25 protein-coding genes are annotated in these 19453 nt (G+C 41.6%); 13 read left to right on the top strand and 12 right to left on the bottom strand.

What is annotated here, in order from left to right; all coding sequences use genetic code 11:
* Positions 1-60 precede the first annotated feature (60 nt).
* Positions 61-693 (top strand): GTP pyrophosphokinase YwaC, encoded by a 633-nt coding sequence (gene ywaC, locus QSJ46_RS03740; protein ID WP_039182427.1) that lies wholly within the window; start codon positions 61-63, stop codon positions 691-693.
* 44 nt (positions 694-737) lie between these two features.
* Here the strand turns inward: ywaC and QSJ46_RS03735 are convergent, their stop codons facing one another.
* Entirely contained in the window at positions 738-878 is a 141-nt protein-coding gene (locus tag QSJ46_RS03735; protein WP_181286088.1) for a hypothetical protein, read from the bottom strand.
* A gap of 19 nt (positions 879-897) precedes the next feature.
* Positions 898-1983 (bottom strand): Rap family tetratricopeptide repeat protein, encoded by a 1086-nt coding sequence (locus tag QSJ46_RS03730; RefSeq protein ID WP_224929818.1) that lies wholly within the window; start codon positions 1981-1983, stop codon positions 898-900.
* Positions 1984-2502: 519 nt separating this feature from the next.
* Between QSJ46_RS03730 and QSJ46_RS03725 the strand changes: the two genes are divergently transcribed.
* The 3 genes from QSJ46_RS03725 to QSJ46_RS03715 all read left to right on the top strand — a co-directional run bounded on the left by QSJ46_RS03725 (position 2503) and on the right by QSJ46_RS03715 (position 4707).
* Positions 2503-3267 carry a transporter substrate-binding domain-containing protein gene (locus tag QSJ46_RS03725; RefSeq protein ID WP_024423857.1) on the top strand — a complete coding sequence of 255 codons (765 nt, stop codon included), beginning with the start codon at positions 2503-2505 and terminating at the stop codon, positions 3265-3267.
* A gap of 70 nt (positions 3268-3337) precedes the next feature.
* Positions 3338-3982 carry an amino acid ABC transporter permease gene (locus QSJ46_RS03720; RefSeq protein ID WP_024423856.1) on the top strand — a complete coding sequence of 215 codons (645 nt, stop codon included), beginning with the start codon at positions 3338-3340 and terminating at the stop codon, positions 3980-3982.
* The gene (locus QSJ46_RS03715) at positions 3979-4707 is read left to right on the top strand and encodes an amino acid ABC transporter ATP-binding protein (RefSeq protein ID WP_039182423.1); all 729 of its coding nucleotides are present in this window, start codon (positions 3979-3981) and stop codon (positions 4705-4707) included. The genes QSJ46_RS03720 and QSJ46_RS03715 overlap by 4 nt, the downstream gene beginning before the upstream one ends.
* An 87-nt stretch (positions 4708-4794) precedes the next feature.
* Here the strand turns inward: QSJ46_RS03715 and QSJ46_RS03710 are convergent, their stop codons facing one another.
* Positions 4795-5178, bottom strand: coding sequence for a glyoxalase GlxA (locus QSJ46_RS03710; protein WP_024423854.1), 384 nt, complete (start codon positions 5176-5178; stop codon positions 4795-4797).
* A 118-nt stretch (positions 5179-5296) separates the two neighbouring features.
* Between QSJ46_RS03710 and QSJ46_RS03705 the strand changes: the two genes are divergently transcribed.
* A complete protein-coding gene (locus tag QSJ46_RS03705; RefSeq protein WP_269773700.1) occupies positions 5297-6478 on the top strand; it encodes a class I SAM-dependent rRNA methyltransferase in 1182 nt (393 codons plus the stop codon).
* Positions 6479-6512: 34 nt separating this feature from the next.
* On the opposite strand, the gene QSJ46_RS03700 is transcribed toward QSJ46_RS03705, so the two are convergent.
* Positions 6513-7193, bottom strand: coding sequence for a CidB/LrgB family autolysis modulator (locus tag QSJ46_RS03700; RefSeq protein WP_047203669.1), 681 nt, complete (start codon positions 7191-7193; stop codon positions 6513-6515).
* Complete coding sequence (locus QSJ46_RS03695; protein ID WP_080967207.1) at positions 7187-7570, bottom strand: CidA/LrgA family holin-like protein; 384 nt, start codon at positions 7568-7570, stop codon at positions 7187-7189. Before QSJ46_RS03695 ends, QSJ46_RS03700 begins: the two co-directional genes overlap by 7 nt.
* Before the next feature lie 165 nt (positions 7571-7735).
* On the opposite strand from QSJ46_RS03695, the gene cidR reads away from it, so the two are divergent.
* From cidR to QSJ46_RS03675, 4 genes are all read left to right on the top strand, one after another.
* Entirely contained in the window at positions 7736-8623 is an 888-nt protein-coding gene (cidR, locus tag QSJ46_RS03690) for a cidABC operon transcriptional activator CidR (RefSeq protein ID WP_039182411.1), read from the top strand.
* A 17-nt stretch (positions 8624-8640) separates the two neighbouring features.
* Positions 8641-9465, top strand: coding sequence for a hydroxyethylthiazole kinase (gene thiM, locus QSJ46_RS03685; protein WP_107162869.1), 825 nt, complete (start codon positions 8641-8643; stop codon positions 9463-9465).
* Complete coding sequence (thiE, locus tag QSJ46_RS03680) at positions 9452-10120, top strand: thiamine phosphate synthase (protein ID WP_107162870.1); 669 nt, start codon at positions 9452-9454, stop codon at positions 10118-10120. The genes thiM and thiE overlap by 14 nt, the downstream gene beginning before the upstream one ends.
* Before the next feature lie 133 nt (positions 10121-10253).
* Entirely contained in the window at positions 10254-10628 is a 375-nt protein-coding gene (locus tag QSJ46_RS03675; RefSeq protein ID WP_107162871.1) for a nuclear transport factor 2 family protein, read from the top strand.
* 25 nt (positions 10629-10653) lie between these two features.
* Here the strand turns inward: QSJ46_RS03675 and QSJ46_RS03670 are convergent, their stop codons facing one another.
* From QSJ46_RS03670 to QSJ46_RS03645, 6 genes are all read right to left on the bottom strand, one after another.
* The gene (locus QSJ46_RS03670; RefSeq protein WP_047203664.1) at positions 10654-10992 is read right to left on the bottom strand and encodes a DUF4288 domain-containing protein; all 339 of its coding nucleotides are present in this window, start codon (positions 10990-10992) and stop codon (positions 10654-10656) included.
* A 319-nt stretch (positions 10993-11311) separates the two neighbouring features.
* Complete coding sequence (locus tag QSJ46_RS03665) at positions 11312-12853, bottom strand: solute symporter family protein (protein WP_285604294.1); 1542 nt, start codon at positions 12851-12853, stop codon at positions 11312-11314.
* Entirely contained in the window at positions 12850-13164 is a 315-nt protein-coding gene (locus QSJ46_RS03660; RefSeq protein WP_024423845.1) for a DUF485 domain-containing protein, read from the bottom strand. Before QSJ46_RS03660 ends, QSJ46_RS03665 begins: the two co-directional genes overlap by 4 nt.
* A gap of 107 nt (positions 13165-13271) precedes the next feature.
* Entirely contained in the window at positions 13272-13940 is a 669-nt protein-coding gene (locus tag QSJ46_RS03655; protein ID WP_107162873.1) for a glycosyltransferase family protein, read from the bottom strand.
* A complete protein-coding gene (locus QSJ46_RS03650) occupies positions 13933-14622 on the bottom strand; it encodes a class I SAM-dependent methyltransferase (RefSeq protein WP_144489854.1) in 690 nt (229 codons plus the stop codon). The genes QSJ46_RS03655 and QSJ46_RS03650 overlap by 8 nt, the downstream gene beginning before the upstream one ends.
* A gap of 300 nt (positions 14623-14922) precedes the next feature.
* Positions 14923-15063 carry an anti-repressor SinI family protein gene (locus QSJ46_RS03645; RefSeq protein ID WP_008345506.1) on the bottom strand — a complete coding sequence of 47 codons (141 nt, stop codon included), beginning with the start codon at positions 15061-15063 and terminating at the stop codon, positions 14923-14925.
* Between the two features lie 408 nt (positions 15064-15471).
* Here QSJ46_RS03645 and QSJ46_RS03640 point away from each other — a divergent pair, with 408 nt between their 5' ends.
* A complete protein-coding gene (locus QSJ46_RS03640; RefSeq protein ID WP_039182392.1) occupies positions 15472-15903 on the top strand; it encodes a GtrA family protein in 432 nt (143 codons plus the stop codon).
* Positions 15904-15929: 26 nt separating this feature from the next.
* Positions 15930-16187: a hypothetical protein gene (locus tag QSJ46_RS03635; RefSeq protein ID WP_285604293.1), complete on the top strand. Its 258-nt coding sequence runs from the start codon at positions 15930-15932 to the stop codon at positions 16185-16187.
* 34 nt (positions 16188-16221) lie between these two features.
* Here QSJ46_RS03635 and QSJ46_RS03630 read toward each other — a convergent pair whose 3' ends face one another.
* Positions 16222-17067: an AraC family transcriptional regulator gene (locus tag QSJ46_RS03630; RefSeq protein ID WP_285604292.1), complete on the bottom strand. Its 846-nt coding sequence runs from the start codon at positions 17065-17067 to the stop codon at positions 16222-16224.
* A 181-nt stretch (positions 17068-17248) separates the two neighbouring features.
* On the opposite strand from QSJ46_RS03630, the gene QSJ46_RS03625 reads away from it, so the two are divergent.
* Together QSJ46_RS03625 and galE are read left to right on the top strand one after the other, a co-directional pair.
* Complete coding sequence (locus tag QSJ46_RS03625; RefSeq protein ID WP_047203671.1) at positions 17249-18433, top strand: galactokinase; 1185 nt, start codon at positions 17249-17251, stop codon at positions 18431-18433.
* Positions 18430-19422 (top strand): UDP-glucose 4-epimerase GalE, encoded by a 993-nt coding sequence (gene galE / locus QSJ46_RS03620; RefSeq protein WP_047203660.1) that lies wholly within the window; start codon positions 18430-18432, stop codon positions 19420-19422. The genes QSJ46_RS03625 and galE overlap by 4 nt, the downstream gene beginning before the upstream one ends.
* Positions 19423-19453 lie beyond the last annotated feature (31 nt).

Below are 19453 nucleotides of genomic sequence, written 5' to 3'. Positions count from 1 at the left end.
TCCGTCTAGTAAACGGAAAGCGGTACAGTTGCCGTTTCCCAAAAGGAGATGACAAAGAAAATGAATATGTCAGCAACTCATGTAGAAGATTTGAAAAATGTCATGGAAGACTGGAAAAATGAACTATTAGTATATAAATTTGCATTAGATGAAATGGATACAAAGTTTTCAATTATCAGCCAGGAGTATAATTTAATCCATGGACACAACCCAATAGAGCATACAAAATCACGGATCAAATCCTTTGAAAGCATAGTGAATAAACTAGCCAGAAAAGGATGCGACATCACGACACAATGTGCCAAGGAGCATATCCATGATATCGCAGGTGTCCGCATCATCTGTTCTTTTATTCAAGATATCTATAATATTATGGATGTATTGAGGCAAAGAGAGGATTTAAAGATCCTTGAGGTGAAAGACTACATTCAACATCCGAAACCAAATGGCTACAGAAGCCTTCACTTAATTGTTGAGATTCCTGTCTACTTAACGAATCGTGTGGAGTATGTGAAGGTTGAGATTCAGGTGCGGACCATAGCGATGGATTTTTGGGCGAGTCTAGAGCATAAAATCTATTATAAACTGCAAAACGATGTTCCTCATCAACTGACTGATGAACTGAAGGAAGCCGCAGATATTGCCCATTACTTAGATGAAAAAATGCAAAATATCAAACGAGAAATTGATTAACACATAAAAAAGCAGCTGTTTTGTTCACAGCTGCTTTTTTCATATTAAGGGTTGGTTCCACGATCCCTCTTTTGAATGATATCTTGAGATAGTGCAGATTTGCTGTCTTTTTGAACGGAAGCACCAATAGAAACACCTGTTATCAAGAGGGTAAAAATCGCACTTGTGATAAGCCATTTCTTCATCATACATCACTCCATATTCTTAACAAGTTTTTAAGGATAATGCCTTGTTTCTAAAATAAGAGGATTCTTCATGAAGTCCAAGATCCATTAAGTAAGCAGCTGCATCCTGACAAATAGCTTCAAGATCAACAAGGAAATTCATCGATTCTAATTGATCACAATAAGACTTGATTTGCTCAATCATGTTGTCTGGCTGAATCATAAGTGTTTCTAAAATGGATAATTTAAGTGAAATGTTTCGTTGTTTTAAATTTTCTGCTTTTTGAAGTGAAAGCTGTACATAATAGTGGAACAAACCTGGCTTTTTCAGCTTAAATAGTGCTTTTGTGTAGGCGTACATGGCAAGTAAATAGCCGCCTGGAGAAGAAGTTTCGAATGATTCTATCATTAAAGCCTTTTCAAGGAGTGGCACAGCTTCACTGTATTCATTTCTTAGACTTTTAATAAAGGCTGCATTGCAATAGGCGTGTCCAAGTAAATCTGGATCTTCCATCTTTTCTAGTGAATGAATCACTTCTTCGAACAACGATTCTGCCTCATCATATTTTGACTGATCCGCATAATTCAAAGCAAGCATCATTTGACAGCTGATTGATTTTTTCACATAACATGGATCTGCGTCGTAAATAGATGAAGCCATCTTTAAGTGGTGGATGGAGAGAAGCGTGGACCTGATATTATAGTAAAGACACCCTGTTTTATAATGAAATTCGGCTTTTTCAATGTCATCGTGCACGAGATCTAATTTATCCTCGGCCAATTTTAAATGGTGAAATGCCGTATCCTGATTGCCTCTGCGCATTTCATACATCCCTTTAAAGAAATAGAAATAATAGCTGAGCATATCATCCGTACGGATGGCATTTTCATCAACAAAAAGACTATGATCTAACGAAGCTGTATCTTCTATTAGATCTTTAAAACGGTACTCTAGCAGTTGATAGTAAAGTAAGACGTCTTGATTTTCTTCCATTCGATCAAACGCTTGAAGAATGTCTTCTTTTAACTGGATGGCACCTTGTATCTCTCTTTTCTTCATCATGACATACCAATCATTGAGCATATTTGCTACATCTACGGACGACAAAACACCTGCTTCTGCCAATTCATATCCTCCTTTCTTCATCTATCAAAATCCGTTCTTTTGAATCAACTTTCCATATTCCAGTATATTCTTATATTTTAAGCTCTCTCATGCAGTTTGTAAAACATGTTTTTTGATGTAAATTAAACCAGTAGTGAAAGAAATAGGGAGAAGGCGACATTATGTATACGCTTACATATTTTTAGGTAAAAAGAGGGTTTTGAAAAAAATATATTACAATATCAATAAAGCGAGGAAGCCGGTTGTTGAGTTTGCTTTCGTATACTAGAAAAAAACATCATTAATCAAGGTGATGCCTCATTTTTTTGTAAGATTATCTTACATTATAATTGTGAATGACTCTTCTTTTAGAATAAAATGAGTTATTCGCAAAAAAGTAAAATTTAAAGAGACTATTGATCTAGAATTGTATGGATCTTTGGTATTGATAAAAAATATCACACACTATAGCTTTAGCGTGTTATAGTATTATTGTTATTGCGAATATTTAGACAAAACTGACAATGGGGGTCGTGTTTTATGAAGAAATCGATGTTATTGATCATGGGACTAATTGTTGTGCTTGTCATGGCAGCCTGTGGATCAAAATCAGACAGTGGTTCGGGAGAAGGCAAAGGCACATATAAAATTGGGATAGATACAACGTATCCGCCATTTGAATTTGAAAAGGGCGGTAAATATGAAGGCATAGACGTTGATTTAATTAATGCAATCGCAAAAGATCAAGGTTTCAAAGTGAAGCTGGAAGCTATGGACTTCTCAGGTATCATTCCAGCAATGCAGGCAGGACAGCTTGATGTTGGAATGGGCGGGATGAGTATTACAGATGAGCGTAAGAAGAAAGTAGATTTCTCAGATCCTTACTTTGACGCTGGGCTGACAGTTGTTGTGAAAAAGGACAGCAGCATCAAATCAATTAATGATTTAAAGGGGAAAAAGCTAGCTGTTAAAAACGGGACGACTGGTGCAAAGTTTGCATCTGATAACGCAGATAAATATGGGTATGAAGTCGTTCAATTTAATGACAGCCCATCTATGTTCCAAGAAGTATCAAACGGAAATGCAGATGCCTTAATTGAGGATTATCCTGTCATTACGTATGCGATCGCACAACAAGATTTAAAATTGAAAACAGTTGGAGACCGCTTGAATGGAGATCAGTATGGTATCTCTGTCATGAAGGGGAAAAATCAAGACCTATTGAAGAAAATCAATAAAGGTCTGGAGAACCTAAAGAAAAACGGTGAATATGACAAAATTATTGATAAATATTTGAAGTCATAACACAAGCGAGGTGCGCTCCGAGCGCGCTTTCTTTATGTGTCAGCCGTATGTGAATTAGGGAGGGAGAAACATGGATACAATTATTAATGCATTTCCATATTTAATGGATGGTCTGCAAACCACTTTATATATCTTTGTTGTTGCCATCATTTTAGGTTTTATCATCGGGTTAATTGTGGCATTATTCCGTCTGTCACCATTTAAAATCTTAAATTTCATCGCACTCGTCTTTGTGAATGCCATTCGAGGCACACCATTTATCGTACAGCTATTCTTCATTTATTTTGGTTTGAATACACTGGAATTCATTTCGCTTGATCGAGTGCCAGCAGGGATTATTACAGTAGCGATTAATGCAGGGGCTTATTTCTCTGAAATTATTCGTGCAGGGATTCAGTCCATTGATAAAGGGCAAACAGAAGCTGCGCGCTCATTAGGCTTTACAGGGGGACAAAACATGCGTTTTATCGTCCTTCCGCAGGCCTTCCGCCGCATGCTCCCAGCGATTACAAACCAAGCCATCATCAGCTTGAAAGATACATCTCTCTTATCTATTATCGGGATTGCCGATATTATGCAGCGAGGACAAGTTCAAGCATCGGCTACATTTGATCCATTGAATGTCTGGCTCATTGTCGGTGTCATTTATTTCGTGATCATTTATTTACTTTCTCTACTGGCTAGCTACGCAGAAAGGAGATTTGATATCAAATGAGTATGATTACGGTGAAAAACTTAAAGAAATCCTTTGGCGATCACGAAGTGTTAAAGGATATTAATGCAGTCATCGAGGAAAAGGAAGTAGTGTGTGTCATTGGTCCTTCTGGATCAGGGAAAAGCACGTTTCTAAGATGCCTCAATAAATTAGAAGATATCACTGCTGGAGAAGTCGTTGTCCACGGACACACGATTACAGACCCGAAGGTGAATATCAATAAAGTACGACAAGAAGTAGGCATGGTGTTTCAGCACTTTAATTTATTTCCTCATAAAACCGTTTTAGAAAACATTACGATCGCACCGATAAAGGTAAAAGGCATTGAAAAGAAGGCAGCGGCCGAAAAAGCGTTAGACTTGCTTGAAAAGGTCGGCTTAAAAGACAAAGCCCAAAGCTACCCTAACCAATTATCCGGTGGACAAAAACAGCGTGTTGCCATTGCAAGAGCCTTGGCAATGGACCCGAAAGTACTATTATTCGATGAGCCGACATCAGCTCTTGATCCTGAAGTTGTAGGGGATGTATTAGCTGTAATGAAACAATTAGCTGTGGAAGGCATGACCATGATTGTAGTGACACATGAAATGGGCTTTGCAAGAGAGGTAGGAGACCGTGTCATCTTTATGGATGGCGGATATATTGTCGAGGAAGATAAACCGGAGGCTCTCTTTGGAAACCCGCAGCATGAGCGTACAAAATCATTTCTTAGTAAGGTGTTATAAAAAAGAGTAAGGGCATGTATATGCTCTTACTCTTTTCTTTGTGAATAAATGGAAGATAGATTTAGCGGCCCGATTTCCTAGGAAATATTAGCGCTGGAAGAATTCGATCCATTCTTGGTCTGGTCCTCTGAAAAAGAAGTAGCAATATCCATTTGGTAATGTTGTGATTTCTTCATCGATTAATTCAATTTGCAGCTTTTGAATACGATTGAATTCAGCATGAATATTGTCTGTTGTGAAGGCGAGATGATGGACTTTCCCTTCAGATGGCAGGTCACTGCTGTAGCCTTGGATGAGCTCAATTTCCGTTTCGGTTTCATCTTTAAAACCGAGAAATGCAAGCTCAATCACTCCATTTGTATGAGTGATGCGGTCCTTTAATTTCATCCCCACCACTTTTTCATAAAAATCAATCGACTGATCAATATTCGAAACCATAATACCTGTATGATCTAAGCGTAATGTCGTCAAACGAAGTGCCTCCTCTATGTCATGTTGATATTTTTCTCCTCATCTTATCATAATAGAAGTAACGTATACATTCATATGGTAGGATAGAGAGAGTCAATTTAGGATAAGGATGACACAAATGAAAAAAATCTCATTAAAACAAACATTTGCGGAACAAGTGAAGAAGGGATATCCGCTCATTTCTAAAGATGCAGTATCGCATGTGAACGGTGTACGGGAAGGCGAGCTCATTGAATGGGTAGATGAGCGGGGCACTTTTTTAGGAAAAGGGTATTATGGTGTGCAAAATAAAGGAATCGGCTGGGTACTGACCTTTGATGCAAACGAAAAAATAGATCAAGCTTTTTTTGTCTCTAGGCTTGAGCAGGCAGCGAAAAGCAGAACGCATTTATTTCGTGATGCACAGACGACTGCTTTTCGTGTGTTCAACGGAGAAGGGGATGGAATTGGCGGCGTCACGATTGATCATTACGACGGATTCTACCTCATCCAATGGTATAGCGAAGGAGTCTATACATTAAAGGCAGAAGTATTGGCTGCACTTGAGCACGTCTATCCAGACTATAAAGGTATTTATGAGAAGAAACGATTTGATACGTCTGGACAGTATATTGAAGATGATGATTTTGTGAAGGGAGAGAAAGGTGAATTTCCTCTCATCGTGAAAGAAAACGGCATGAACGTAGCAGTTTACTTAAATGATGGTGCGATGACGGGCATTTTCCTTGATCAGCGTCATGTGAGAAAAGCGATTCGAGATCGTTATGCAAAGGGAAAGACTGTGCTCAATACGTTTTCCTACACAGGCGCTTTCTCAGTAGCAGCTGCGCTTGGTGGAGCGAGCCGTACGACAAGTGTGGATGTTGCAAACCGTAGCTTGAAAAAAACATCTGAGCAGTTTGAAGTCAATGATATTGATGTGGACGGGCAGGATATCAAAGTCATGGATGTCTTTAAATATTTTCCGTTTGCAGCGAAAAAAGGCTGGACCTATGATCTCGTCATTTTAGATCCGCCTTCCTTTGCACGAACGAAAAAGCACACATTCAGTGCGGCGAAGGATTATAAGAAGCTATTAAAAGAAGCCATCCAAATCACAGCTGAGAACGGCGTCATTGTGGCATCAACGAATAGCAGTGCATTTGGCATGAAGAAGTTCAAAGGATTTATTGCGCAGGCCTTTAAAGAATCAGGGAAAACCTATCGGATTCTTGAAGAATATACACTTCCTGAGGATTTTCGTACAACGAAGGATTATCCCGAAGGAAACTATTTAAAGGTTGTCTTCATACAAGCATAAGAAAAAGCCATTTCCGATAAGGAATGGCTTTTTTCTATAAGGCAAACGACATGAGGAGCGGCGCTGCACATAATGTAATAATGGCTGAAATAATCATCGATACACTTGAGATCGTCCCTGAGACGGAGCTCATTTCAAAGGCTTTCGATGTTCCTGCACCGTGTGCACCTGTTCCAAGCAGGACGCCCATGGCAATGTCATTATCGATGCGGAAGTAACGGATCACCATTGGACCGATAATCGATCCAAACAGTGCGGTTAAAATGACGAAGACAGCCGTAACAGACGGCATGCCGCCGATCATTTCTGACACACTCATTGCTACAGGCGTTGTGACCGATCTTGGGACAAGGCTCTCAATAAGGCCTGTGTCCAGATGAAATAACTTGGCGATAAATGCCGTTGATAAAATCGCAATGATAGAGCCGCAAGCCACATTCAAAAGAATTTCCACTGCATGCTTCTTCAGGATATGAAAATACTTATATAAAGGAATGGCAAAAGCAACAGTCGCAGGCTGCAGCATATTCGTGAGCCATTTCCCGCCTTGATTGTAAGCATCGTAAGGAATGTTGACGATTAACAGCAAGACGACAAGAACAAGCGGAGTGACAAGTAATGGTGAGACATAAACCTTTGGATGCCGTTTGTACACCGCTTTTGATCCGAGATATAAAAGAACTGTTAAGATCAGAAATAGTCCGCCAACTAACATAGCTTTTTTCGCTCCTTTCGTTTCGCAATCATTTGCGTCATGATACCAGTTGAGAGCATGACCACAAACGTACTAATTAAGACGACAAGGACAATACTTGTGCCAGATTGAGAAAGCAGTTTTCCATAATCAATGACACCAACTGCTGATGGAATAAAGAAAAGCAGCAGTTCTCCGAGCAGCCATACGGCGCCAAGTTCTATCCATTTTAATTGAATGATCTTAAAATGAAGTAATAAGAAAATGACAAGAATGCCTAAGATCGTGCCCGGGATTCTTAAATGCAAAAAGGCCGCCAGCACATTCATGAATTTCGCAAAAATAAACAAGACCATAATCTGAAGGGCAGCAATCAGCGGCTTTTTGAGCAATTTCACTTTCTGTTCACTCCTTTTTCTATATAAATTGTTCACTATTTCACAAAAACATGACAACGTTCCAATTGATGAGCTTACTTTAAAGTGTACAGCACGTTTAGTTATAGGTAAAATACATATATCGAATAGTAATTATTCCTTTTGTCTATAGGAAGGATGAAGTATGTGGACATTAGACATTTAACATATTTCTTAGAAGTGGCAAGATTAAAGAGCTTCACGAAAGCATCGCAGTCCCTTTACGTATCACAGCCGACCATTTCCAAGATGGTCAAAAACTTGGAGGATGAGCTGGGGGTGCAGTTGTTTTACCGAAATGGACGGCAGGTTGAAATGACAGATGCCGGCCAAACCATGTATACACAGGCGAGTGAAATCACGCAGTCATTTCAGAATTTAACGAGCGAATTAAATGATTTAATGAATGTGAAAAAAGGGCATATCCGAATCGGACTGCCCCCGATGATTGGGTCAAGTTTCTTCCCGAATGTCATGGGAGAATTCCGCCAGCAATATCCAGATGTCACATTTCAATTGGTCGAGCACGGCTCCATTAAAGTAGAGGAAGGGGTCGAGGATGGGTCGTTAGATATTGGTGTCATTGTTCTGCCTGCAAATGATAAAATTTTTCATACGTACACCATTATTAAAGAGAACATGAAGCTCGTGACGCATCCATCCCATCCGATGGCCGGTCGTGAGGAGGTACATTTAGCTGATTTAAGGGAAGAGTCGTTTATTTTCTTTAGAGAAGATTTTGTTCTGCACAGCCGGATTTTAAATGAATGTATGAATGCGGGATTCCGGCCAAATGTCATTTATGAAACGTCTCAGTGGGATTTCATTAGTGAAATGGTAGCTGAAAACTTAGGGATTGGACTTCTGCCAGAACGAATCTGCCGTGATCTTGATCCTGAAAAAGTAAAGGTCATTTCCCTAAACCCATCAATCCCGTGGCATTTAGGTGTCATTTGGCGAAAAGACCGCTATTTGTCGTTTGCGGCAAGAGAATGGTTAAAGCATACGAAATCTTACGTGTGGGATGCAGAGTAAAAGGGAGGATGATACAGATGAAGACAAGCCGCGCGTCTCATTTATTGGAGAAGGTTCGAGAGGAAAATCCACTCGTTCATAATATCACGAATCAAGTCGTGACGAATTTCACAGCGAATGGACTGCTTGCTTTAGGTGCTTCGCCAGTCATGGCAAACGCCAAAGAAGAAGTAGCTGAAATGGCGCAATTAGCGGATGCACTTGTGCTTAATATTGGCACACTGACCAAGGAGACGGTGGAAGCCATGATTCTCGCTGGACAAGCCGCCAATGAAAAAGGTGTACCTGTTTTGTTAGATCCTGTCGGCGTCGGTGCGACAACGTTTCGAGCGAATGCAGCTAAACAGCTGTTAGAGAATGTGAAAATGACCGTGGTCAGAGGAAATGCTGCTGAGGTGGCTCATTTACTTGGAGTGGATGGCTGGGAATCAAAAGGCGTTGATGCGAAAGCGGCGAATGGAGATGTATTGGCATTAGCCAAACAAGCGTCCGTTGTACTTCAGACAATAGTGGTGATCACAGGAAAAGTCGATGTGGTGTCAGATGGAAATGAGGTACTGTCCATTCATAATGGACATGAATGGCTCACCAAGGTGACGGGAACCGGCTGCTTGCTGACATCTATCATAGGAGCATTTTGTGCAGCAGGTGAAAGGCCGCTTCATGCGTCGGCCGCTGCATTGCTGTTTTATGGTGTGGCAGCTGAAAAGGCAGCTCTGCACACAAAGGATAAAGGACCGGGGACCTTTCAAATGGAATTGTTAAACGCACTAGAACACACAACCGGCGATGATGTTCTGACACTAGGGAAATTAGGGGGAGTTTCACATGACAAAGGCTGATCAAGAGCAAATCAAACAGCAATTATCGGTTTATTTTATTATGGGAACAGCAAATTCAACGAGACAGCCGCTTGATGTTGTGAACGAGGCCATTCAAGGCGGAATCACCATGTTTCAATTTCGTGAAAAGGGTGAAAAAGTCTTGCAGGGTGAAGAGAAGAAACAATTGGCTCGTCAAATTCAAGCGCTTTGCCAAGAAGCAAATGTTCCTTTTATTGTGAATGATGATGTACAGCTAGCGATTGATCTAGATGCAGATGGCGTTCATGTTGGACAGGAAGACACAAACGCAAAACACGTCAGACAAAGGATCGGTAATAAAATATTAGGCGTGTCGACGCATAACCTAGATGAAGTGAAACAAGCCATGAAAGACGGAGCAGATTATGTCGGGATGGGCCCAGTCTATCCAACGGAAACGAAAAAGGATACACGCAGTGTCCAGGGGGTGTCTTTGATTACTGAAGTCCGCCGTCATGGCCTTCAAATTCCGATTGTGGGTATCGGAGGGATCACATACGACAACGCTGCACCAGTCATACAAGCGGGGGCAGATGGCATTAGCATCATTAGCGCCATTAGCCAGAGCACCGATCCAAAAAAAGCAGCAGAAAAGCTGAAATCACTTGTTGAAGCAGAAAAAGCATCTCTTTGATCTGAGGGAGACATGGATTGAATCAATTCATGTCTTTTCTTATGTCGGGGAAAATAGACAGGAGAGAAACAAATGTGTACAATTATATAGTTCGATTGTTTTCGAAATGACAGGTAAATAAAGGAGAATGAACATGGAAGTGCTCGATACATATTTTCGCCGATACGATGAAGCAGGAAAAGGGCAGGAGCAGCTGGATGAATTGCTGGCATTGTTTTCTGACGATGTCATGATTGTCTTAAATGGCGCCCAGAAGCCTGGAATCCAAGCATTCACACAATTTTTGAACACATTTTTCCACGTACATGATGACATTAAGCATATGTGGGATGGATGGGTTAAAAGAGAAGATGGGAAGTATGAAACAAACTGGGCCGTGTGCGGAAAGCTTTCTGATGGCCGTGTCTATACAGCAGAAGGAATTGATATCGCAGAGCTGGACGACCAAGGGAAGATCGTTTATTTAGAAAACGTTCCGAAAAACCCAGAGTTATTCCAGCGCTATTAAAAAGCCGGCTGAGCAGCCGGCTTTTTTATTTGTCTAAAGCATAGGCCTCGATGGCTTCTTGAACAGATGTTTCTTCATCAAAAATAAGGTGGCGGCTGTACACTTCACTCAAGTGTAGTGATTTTTGCTCTAAGTGATCTACAAGCTCAAAAATATCTAGAATGGCTGCTAATTTTATGTTAGTTTGGCCACCTTCTGCATTATCATAGGTTTCCTCTGGGAAGGCTTGTTTGACTATTTTCTTCACTTGACGTTGGTTCTTAGCTTTTACCAAGACGATTCGTTCTTCAAAGATTTTATCGGGTATACTGCTTGGTGATGAGATGGATTCGAATAATAATTTTGCGGAATAAATCCTTTGCATACGTCATCCTACTTCTTTCTTATCGTTTTAAATAATTTCCAGTATGTGTATAACATGATAACATAGGAATGACATCTTGCAGGAAATACATAACGATAAATAGATTCATTACGGGGAGGGATAGGAATGAAGAGTGTGGTTGATAACATAGGGGAAGTTCATGAAATTCTGTTAATCATCATTACATGCTGCTCTCTCATCACGTTTAGAAGGGTTGCCAGGTTAGAGAAGTATAAAAATAAGTTGAAAAGCCAATTTATACCTTACTGAGACTTGAACAGAAGAACACAAAAAAGCCGGCTGAGCAGCCGGCTTTTCCTTATGAATCAGTATCCATATGCATGCCTGTATGTGCCTTTACTTGAATTTCCGAAAAGGTGTCTTCATCTGCTTTTTCAGACGAGAATATCGTGCCTAAGTATGCGGCAAGGAATCCGAGTGGAATCGAGATAATCCCAGGGTTCGACAGCGGGATGAGCGGCTCTCCTGTGAAGATGGCTGCTCCTGATGGGTCCCAGACGCTTGGGCTGAGCGAGACGATAATCAGTGCGCTTAGAAGGCCTGTTAAGCTTCCGGCGATAGCACCCGTAGAGTTAAATCGTTTCCAAAAAACAGTGAAGATAATTAAAGGTAAATTCGCACTCGCTGCGACTGCGAAGGCAAGAGACACAAGAAAAGCGACGTTTAAGGACTGGGCAAATAATGCAAGAATGATAGAGAGGATCGCCACGCCGATTGAAGCAAAGCGTGCCGCCTTCACCTGCTCCCGCTCACTCGCTTTTCCTTTGCGGATAATCTGACTATAAAAGTCATGGGCAAAAGCTGACGCGGCGGATAAAACAAGACCAGTCACCACTGCCAATATGGTCGCAAAGGCGATAGCGGAAACAAAGGCAAATAATAAATCTCCTCCAAGGGCTTGTGCCAGAAGAGGTGCGGCCATATTTCCGGCTGCATCTGCTGCTGTGATCGCTTCTGTTCCAACAAAGGCAGCAGCACCAAAGCCAAGGAAAACCGTCATTAAATAAAAAATCCCGATGATCCAAGTAGCAGAAAGAACCGATTTTCGCGCAGAAATCGCATCCTTTACTGTATAAAAACGAATCAAAATGTGCGGCAGACCTGCTGTCCCAAGCACTAAGGCGAGGTTAAGAGACAAGGTTTCTAAAGGCACATCATATTTATTTCCCGGGTGAAGAAACGATTCACCAAGCGGGGTTACAGTTTTCATCTGTTCAAACATCTTTAGCAGACTAAAATCAAACTTTGCAAACACAAGCAGAGAAATAATGAGCGTCCCAAGCATGAGAAGCACAGCCTTTGTGATCTGTACCCAGCTGGTCGCAATCATGCCGCCAAACACGACATAAATGGTCATCAGGACACCCACGATCAGCACTGCGATCCAGTAATCAATGCCAAGAAGCAGCTTGATTAACGCACCTGCTCCAACAAGCTGTGCAATCATATAAAAAGTGGAGACTGTAATGGTATTAAAGGCGGCAACCCCTCGAATGGCAGGGCGCTTAAATCGTGCAGCGATCATGTCTGCCATCGTATATTTCCCTAGATTTCGTAGCGGTTCAGCCACAACGTAAAGAACGACAAGATACGCTACTAGAAAACCAATGCTATAGAAAAAGCCGTCAAATCCGTTTAACGCGATCATTCCAGCAATCCCTAAAAAGGATGCAGCAGACATATAGTCGCCAGCAATGGCAAGGCCGTTTTGAAACCCGGTCAAACCTCCGCCTGCTGTGTAAAAATCACTCGCATTGCTTGTTTTTTTTGCAGCAAAATATGTGATGACCAATGTGAGACCTACGATCGCTACGAACAAAATAAAAGCGGTCATGCTCATTCGTCATCACCTCTTGATTCAGTTTTTAAAGCGCTTACATAATTGTCGAACTTAGCCGCTTTTTTTGCATAAAGTCCACATAAAACCCAGGTCATGACAAATTGTGTGAGGGCGAATAACCAAGCCCATGAGATCGCGCCAATTGCCGGCGTGTTCAAAAAGGTGAAGTAGGATGTAGCAACCGGAAGTGAAAAGTAAAAGAGAAAAAAGAAAATCGTCATCGGTACGATAAATCTGCGTTTTTCCTCAAGAAGTTTTCGAAAATCCTCTGAAGCGGCAACCTTCTTATAATGAACTTTTTTGTCTGCCATTGTTTCCTCCTTTGTACGAATTAGGGACAAGGTACTCCAATGCATATGAGACGATCTGGCTGTTTATGACAGTATATCATAAAAAAGGCACCCGAAAAGGGTGCTTTCTATCGATAATTTGCAAGAAATTGTTCTCTCGCTTTTTCATACGCTTCTGCGTCAAAATGATCTCCGCATTTATGAATACACCAAGGCTCTTCTTGTTTTGCAATCCCAACTTCATAGCCCTGCTGAGTGAATTCAAAGGACTGCGAGACATCATAAAAATGAAAGCCATCAAAGAGGTCCTCACGCCACCTCACATCGTATTGTGTTGCCATGAATAGACCATCAATAGCCGCAGCTTTGATATAATCTTGCACTTCGGGCTGCTGACGGTCTTTTTCAAACGAAAGCAGCTGATAGGTGTCGTGGCGATATTCAATGACTTTACCCCTGCAATCAGCACTCTCCCACCAAATTCCATTGTCAGGCACGCTTTCTGCTCCAATCACGCCCACCAGGCCAAGTGATGGATTTTGTAAAAAAAGGGGGATGAGCTCGAGCAGCATATGCTGTTTGACAATCAAGGTATCCTGATGAAGGTAGATTTTAAACTGAGCTGGATGAGTGATGGCTTCATTATAGGCAGAGGTCATACTTGATGCCTGTCTGATTGGTAAGACCTCCACATGGTATCCATGAGGAGCCGGAAGCGAAGCGAGCTGCCGGAAACAAGCCTGAAACATCGATTCATCATTTACACATAAAACAAACAGGATGGTCGGATTACTCATGAAATGGAACCGCCTCGACTACATATTGATAGGCTGTAGCAGCCTCGTGAAAATCAGAACGAATGCCGTGTTTCATGAGTAATTCATGTAGGTCATTCAACACGCCTGCATAGGAAGGATGCTGTACGCGAATAGCCTCGAATTCGCGAATGCGAAAACCCGCTGAATGAAAGAGTGCATGTATTTCGTGAAGCGTGAAGAAGCGTAAATGGGTTTGATCCATTAACCCTGCATCTGTATAAGTAAATCTGCCGGCTAGTAATTCTAAAACCGTTGAAATGTGGCCGATATTTGGAATAGATGACAAGATGGCACCCTCTTTTTTAAGGAAGGGTTTCACCTTTTTTAAAACGGCCCAAGGGTCCAATAAGTGCTCGAGGACATCTCCGAAAATAATGCAGTCAAATTGTTCATGGTCATAAGGGAGAGCCATCTGTTCAATATTTCCGCAGAGAACATGATTTAGCTCTTGCTCAGCCTCTTTTGCTGCGTCTTCAAATGACTCAATGCCATAGATGGTTCGGCCCTTTTGTTTCAGGACTTTTCCAAGCTTGCCTGTGCCGCATCCGATATCCAATAAAGACGTCCATTCCGCGCGAATACGACTGACGATGACCGGGTTTACCCCATGATAATACTGATCCTTTTTTTGGTGATAATACGAAAGGGAATCTGAACTCACGCTCTACCCACCTTTCTGCTTTCTCATTGTTTTCATGGTTAATATATGGGTGGGCAGCTTGGTTTTATAACGAGAGAAGGACAATTTTCATGAATGCAACTAAAAAGGGATCATATAGAGAACGGGAAGTGGACTGTCCTCCTAATATAGAAAGACAGAACCCCATTGAGTGAAGGGATTGGTATGGAGAGGTGTTCAATTATTGTAGCGTATCGTCATGAAAGGATTTTCAAAAGGTCAATTGACAGGTCAGAACTTTTAGCCAAAGCAGTCTGAAAGACAAAGGATAACGGCGTTGATTTACGGTTTGTTTATCATCTTCTGATCACCGTTGGATGTTAAAAAAGCTTGTATTTCTTCGATGCCTAGTCCAATTTTTTTCGCTTCCTGAATCAAATAAACCCACTCTTCGTCAACTCTTCTTTTCACTTGCGTATCCATAATATCCTCCAGTTCAATAAGACATATTCACTGCAACCAATGACTTGAACAAACCGTCTAGTAACTGTACGTGTGGTTGAAAACAGCACAAAATAAATTTTTGTCGAAAAATGATGACATTTAACCTATTTTGTAAAATCTATCACCTACCACGTTCCTAAAAAAATGACTAAAAAACCCATAAATATTGAAATCTTACTTCTAATAATAAACAATTGTAAAGTCAGTTGAAAGATTATAAATTAAAATAATGAAAAAGACCTAAAACATTTGACTCATATAAACCAATTGTGTTGACATTTGCCATCGAGTAGAACAAATTTCATCTTTACAGGACGTACATATTGTTCGTTTGGGAAGTTCTTCTTAAGATGGTATTCTAAAAGAAACAGAAACCACCAAGAAGGAATGAAGAAAGACATGTATAGCCTTTTTCAAAAGTATCGAGAAGTTGTCATGTATCTTGTGATGGGTGTGTGTACAACCATTGTCAATATCGTCAGCTTCTATTTATTCGTTGAGATGTTTTCCATGGATTACAAAACAGCTACGGTTGTTTCATGGGTATTTGCTGTTCTCTTTGCTTATATCACCAATAAGAAGTATGTCTTCAAGCAAAAGGCTCGTGACACAAAAAGCCTCATGCGTGAACTTTCTTCATTTTTTAGTGTTCGTCTCATGTCTCTAGGTGTAGATCTGGGGCTGATGATTTTATTTGTGAGCCAAATGGCGCTCAATGAAACCGTCGCAAAAATTCTCGTCAACTTTGTGATTGTGGTGGTCAATTATGTCGCCAGTAAATGGTTCGTCTTCAAGAAAACAAAAGAAGATGCGATTTAACACATAAAAAAGATAGGTGATGTGAAATGAGCAGCAGGCCAGACGACTTATATGATGTCATATATCAACAAGCAGAAAAGCAGCATGAACAAGTGCTGAGGCTAGTCAAAGAAATGACCGCACATCCAGAAGTGTTTTCGGAACAAGAAAAGGAAAAGATCAACCGAATGGACATTGCGCTTCAAACGGCAACGGACATTTTAGAAAACTTAATGACCCCTGATACGCAAATGACCATTGTTTTAAGACAAGGGAGAATTCATGTTGACCTGTCAAAAGCGTAAAAGAAGCAGCCAATGATAAAGCGGCTGCTTTTTATTATGCATCGCTTGTTTCCCGTAGTTGCTTTGGAGACATGCCGATTTTCTTTCGAAAGACTTTATTCAAGTAATTCGCATTTCGGTAGCCGCACTGTATGGAAATTTCTTCAATCGAGTATTTCGTTGTTTTTAGTAATGTTTCCGCCTTCTCTAACCGGATATTGGTTAAGTAGTGAATAGGTGTGAAGCCAGTGGCCTTTTTGAATTCCCTCGTAAAATGACTTTTGGATAAACGTGCCGCAGCTGCCATATCGTCTGGGCCAATTTCCTCGTGAAAATGATGGCTGGCAAACAAGGCCGCTTGAACGATAGGCTCAGGCCATTTCTCCATTTGTCCCTCAAGCTTTGGCAAATATGAATACAGTTCCATGACAAATTGATAAGCAAGGCTAGACCCCTCAAATGGATTGGTAATCCGTCTTTCACTGGCTTCATCATAAATTTTCTTCAGCAGGCGGATCGGTTTGGAATTAGGATGAAAACGCATGACCTGCTTTCCTTGATCTATAAATTGGTCAAAGCAAAGATCGCAGGCTTCCCCATAAAGCGTCAAATAGAGAAATTCCCAATGCTCACTGTCTTCTGGAAAATAATATTGATAGGCACTTGGGCTTTTCACAAGAAAGGCCTGCCCTGGCAAGACTTTGAACCGCTTCTGTCCGATTTCAATCATGCCGTGTCCAGACAGTGTGAGCTGAAAGATGCACTTGCCCTGATCCTTCCGCTCCACGCCATTCCAGCTGTATAAAGAAGATGATTGAACCTCCCAGCCAACAGACCATATTTGTGCCGGCAATGTAACATCAGAATGGTGAAAACGAAATGCAAATGCTTCCTTCTTCAAATTGGAAAACCTCCTTCACAGCAAAAAACAACCTTTTTCTATTTTGAATCATGGTACACCTCATATCACATCGTACCATTCACAGCAAAAAAAGGGTATTTTTTAACGATTTTTTTACCATTGAACTTACGCAGTTCAGGCAACTAAAATAAGAGTATCAGAAGAGAAAAGGGGAATGGATATGATCGATATGTTACGCACGGCATTTCACCAGCAATTTGGGGATAGAGAAGAAGAACTTCGCTATTTTTTTGCCCCGGGAAGAGTGAACCTGATTGGTGAACATACAGATTACAATGGAGGTCATGTATTCCCTTGTGCGCTCACTCTCGGTACATATGCAGCATGTGCCAAGCGGTCAGATGGCCGCGTGAGAATGTATTCCTTGAACTTTGATGGCGATGGTGTGAAAGAATTCGACCTTTTTGAAATCGCTTACTTGGAGTCAGACGGCTGGGCGAATTATCCGAAGGGCGTGTTCCATCAGTTTATCGAAGCAGGGATGAAGATAGAAGAAGGATTTGACATAGTATACGGCGGAAATATTCCCAATGGCGCAGGGCTGTCTTCCTCTGCCTCCATCGAACTTGTCACCGCTGTCTTTATCAATAAATGGCATTCATTCGGCGTTTCAAATGCCCGTCTTGCCCTCCTTTCGCAGCGTGCAGAAAATGAATTTATTGGCGTCAATTGCGGCATTATGGATCAGTTTTCAATCGCTCTTGGAAAAGAAGATCACGCCATCTTGCTCAATTGCGATACCCTTGATTTTGAATACAGTCCGTTTCGGCAAGAGGGGCTGGCGCTTGTCATTGCCAATACAAACAAAAAGCGGACACTGGCAGACTCCAAATACAATGAACGTCGGTCAGAGTGTCAATCCGCTTTAAACGATTTGCGAAAAGAAATCGATCTTGCCCACTTATGTGAGCTCACGGCTGATGAATTTGCCGATCATGCCCACTTGATTCAGGATGAAACATGCCGCAAACGTGCAAGGCACGTGGTGACAGAAAATGAGCGGACGATGAGAGCGATAAATTTTTTGAAAGATGATAAAATTGAAAAGCTAGGCGCCCTCATGAAGGCATCTCATCTTTCTTTAAAGAATGATTATGAAGTGACTGGATTTGAACTGGATACTCTGGCAGAAGCCGCTTGGCTCCATCCTGGAACGATTGGCTCCCGTATGACGGGCGCGGGTTTTGGCGGCTGCACGATCAGTATTGTAAAAGAAAAGCAGCTGGCATCGTTTATAGAAGAAACGGGTACGATTTATCAAGAGAAGACAGGTATTGAAGCCTCTTTTTACATAGCTGGAATTGGAGGCGGCGCAAGAGAACTCACGAAGGAGGAAGTGTTATGACGATTTTAGTATGCGGAGGAGCAGGGTACATTGGCAGTCATGCTGTAGCGGCTCTTTTAGCGAAAGGTGAACAAGTAGTAGTAGTGGATAATTTGCAGACAGGCCACAAAGAAGCTGTTTTGGAGGGAGCTGTTTTAGAAGAGGGAGATTTACGAGATCAAGATTTTTTAAGACAGGTTTTCAAAACGCATCAAATAGAAGCGGTTATGCACTTTGCCGCAGATTCACTTGTAGGTGAGAGTGTAACAAACCCGCTAAAGTACTATGACAACAACGTTGGGGGAGCAACAGCTTTACTTCAGGTGATGAATGAATTTGATGTGAAACACATCGTTTTCTCTTCAACCGCAGCTGCGTATGGTGAACCAAAGCGTGTGCCGATCGTTGAAACGGATGAGACGAACCCAACCAATCCTTATGGAGAAACAAAACTTGCGATTGAAAAAATGCTGCAGTGGTCTGAGCAGGCATATGGAATGAAATACGTCGTGCTTCGCTACTTTAATGTAGCTGGCGCTCATACAGAAGGACTTGTCGGAGAGGATCATCAGCCTGAGACACACCTCATTCCGATCATTCTGCAAGTGGCATTAGGAAAACGAGATCAGATCATGATTTACGGTGATGATTATGAGACAGAGGACGGCACGTGTATTAGAGATTACATTCATGTCATGGATTTAGTAGAGGCGCACATCTTAGCAGTTGATCGTCTGCGTGCTGGAAAAGGAAGTGCAACATATAACTTAGGGAATGGCACAGGTTTCTCCGTGAAGCAGGTAGTAGATGCTGTAAGAAACGTCACGGGGCATGCGATTCCAGCACAGGTGGCTGACAGACGCGCGGGAGATCCAGCAAAGCTGATTGCTTCTTCTGAAAAAGCGCTGCAAGAATTAGGGTGGGCACCTCAATATGCTGATCTTCACACCATTATTCAAAGTGCGTGGGATTGGTTTCAGAAGCATCCAGACGGCTACCAGAGTAAATAACGCGTAACAGGCAGGCAAGAGAGGGGACAGA

This window comes from Bacillus sp. YKCMOAS1, assembly GCF_030268125.1.
GTDB lineage: Bacteria > Bacillota > Bacilli > Bacillales > Bacillaceae > Bacillus > Bacillus safensis.
This window is presented reverse-complemented; position numbering and strand designations above follow the sequence as displayed.

Excerpts from the sequence above, each read along its gene's own strand:
- ywaC (WP_039182427.1), top strand. The coding sequence starts at position 61 with ATGAATATGTCAGCAACTCATGTAGAAGATTTGAAAAATGTCATGGAA.
- QSJ46_RS03735 (WP_181286088.1), bottom strand. The coding sequence starts at position 878 with ATGAAGAAATGGCTTATCACAAGTGCGATTTTTACCCTCTTGATAACA.
- QSJ46_RS03725 (WP_024423857.1), top strand. The coding sequence starts at position 2,503 with ATGAAGAAATCGATGTTATTGATCATGGGACTAATTGTTGTGCTTGTC.
- QSJ46_RS03720 (WP_024423856.1), top strand. The coding sequence starts at position 3,338 with ATGGATACAATTATTAATGCATTTCCATATTTAATGGATGGTCTGCAA.
- QSJ46_RS03715 (WP_039182423.1), top strand. The coding sequence starts at position 3,979 with ATGAGTATGATTACGGTGAAAAACTTAAAGAAATCCTTTGGCGATCAC.
- QSJ46_RS03705 (WP_269773700.1), top strand. The coding sequence starts at position 5,297 with ATGAAAAAAATCTCATTAAAACAAACATTTGCGGAACAAGTGAAGAAG.
- QSJ46_RS03700 (WP_047203669.1), bottom strand. The coding sequence starts at position 7,193 with ATGTTAGTTGGCGGACTATTTCTGATCTTAACAGTTCTTTTATATCTC.
- thiM (WP_107162869.1), top strand. The coding sequence starts at position 8,641 with ATGAAGACAAGCCGCGCGTCTCATTTATTGGAGAAGGTTCGAGAGGAA.
- thiE (WP_107162870.1), top strand. The coding sequence starts at position 9,452 with ATGACAAAGGCTGATCAAGAGCAAATCAAACAGCAATTATCGGTTTAT.
- QSJ46_RS03675 (WP_107162871.1), top strand. The coding sequence starts at position 10,254 with ATGGAAGTGCTCGATACATATTTTCGCCGATACGATGAAGCAGGAAAA.
- QSJ46_RS03670 (WP_047203664.1), bottom strand. The coding sequence starts at position 10,992 with ATGCAAAGGATTTATTCCGCAAAATTATTATTCGAATCCATCTCATCA.
- QSJ46_RS03665 (WP_285604294.1), bottom strand. The coding sequence starts at position 12,853 with ATGAGCATGACCGCTTTTATTTTGTTCGTAGCGATCGTAGGTCTCACA.
- QSJ46_RS03660 (WP_024423845.1), bottom strand. The coding sequence starts at position 13,164 with ATGGCAGACAAAAAAGTTCATTATAAGAAGGTTGCCGCTTCAGAGGAT.
- QSJ46_RS03655 (WP_107162873.1), bottom strand. The coding sequence starts at position 13,940 with ATGAGTAATCCGACCATCCTGTTTGTTTTATGTGTAAATGATGAATCG.
- QSJ46_RS03645 (WP_008345506.1), bottom strand. The coding sequence starts at position 15,063 with ATGGATACGCAAGTGAAAAGAAGAGTTGACGAAGAGTGGGTTTATTTG.
- QSJ46_RS03640 (WP_039182392.1), top strand. The coding sequence starts at position 15,472 with ATGAAGAAAGACATGTATAGCCTTTTTCAAAAGTATCGAGAAGTTGTC.
- QSJ46_RS03635 (WP_285604293.1), top strand. The coding sequence starts at position 15,930 with ATGAGCAGCAGGCCAGACGACTTATATGATGTCATATATCAACAAGCA.
- QSJ46_RS03625 (WP_047203671.1), top strand. The coding sequence starts at position 17,249 with ATGATCGATATGTTACGCACGGCATTTCACCAGCAATTTGGGGATAGA.
- galE (WP_047203660.1), top strand. The coding sequence starts at position 18,430 with ATGACGATTTTAGTATGCGGAGGAGCAGGGTACATTGGCAGTCATGCT.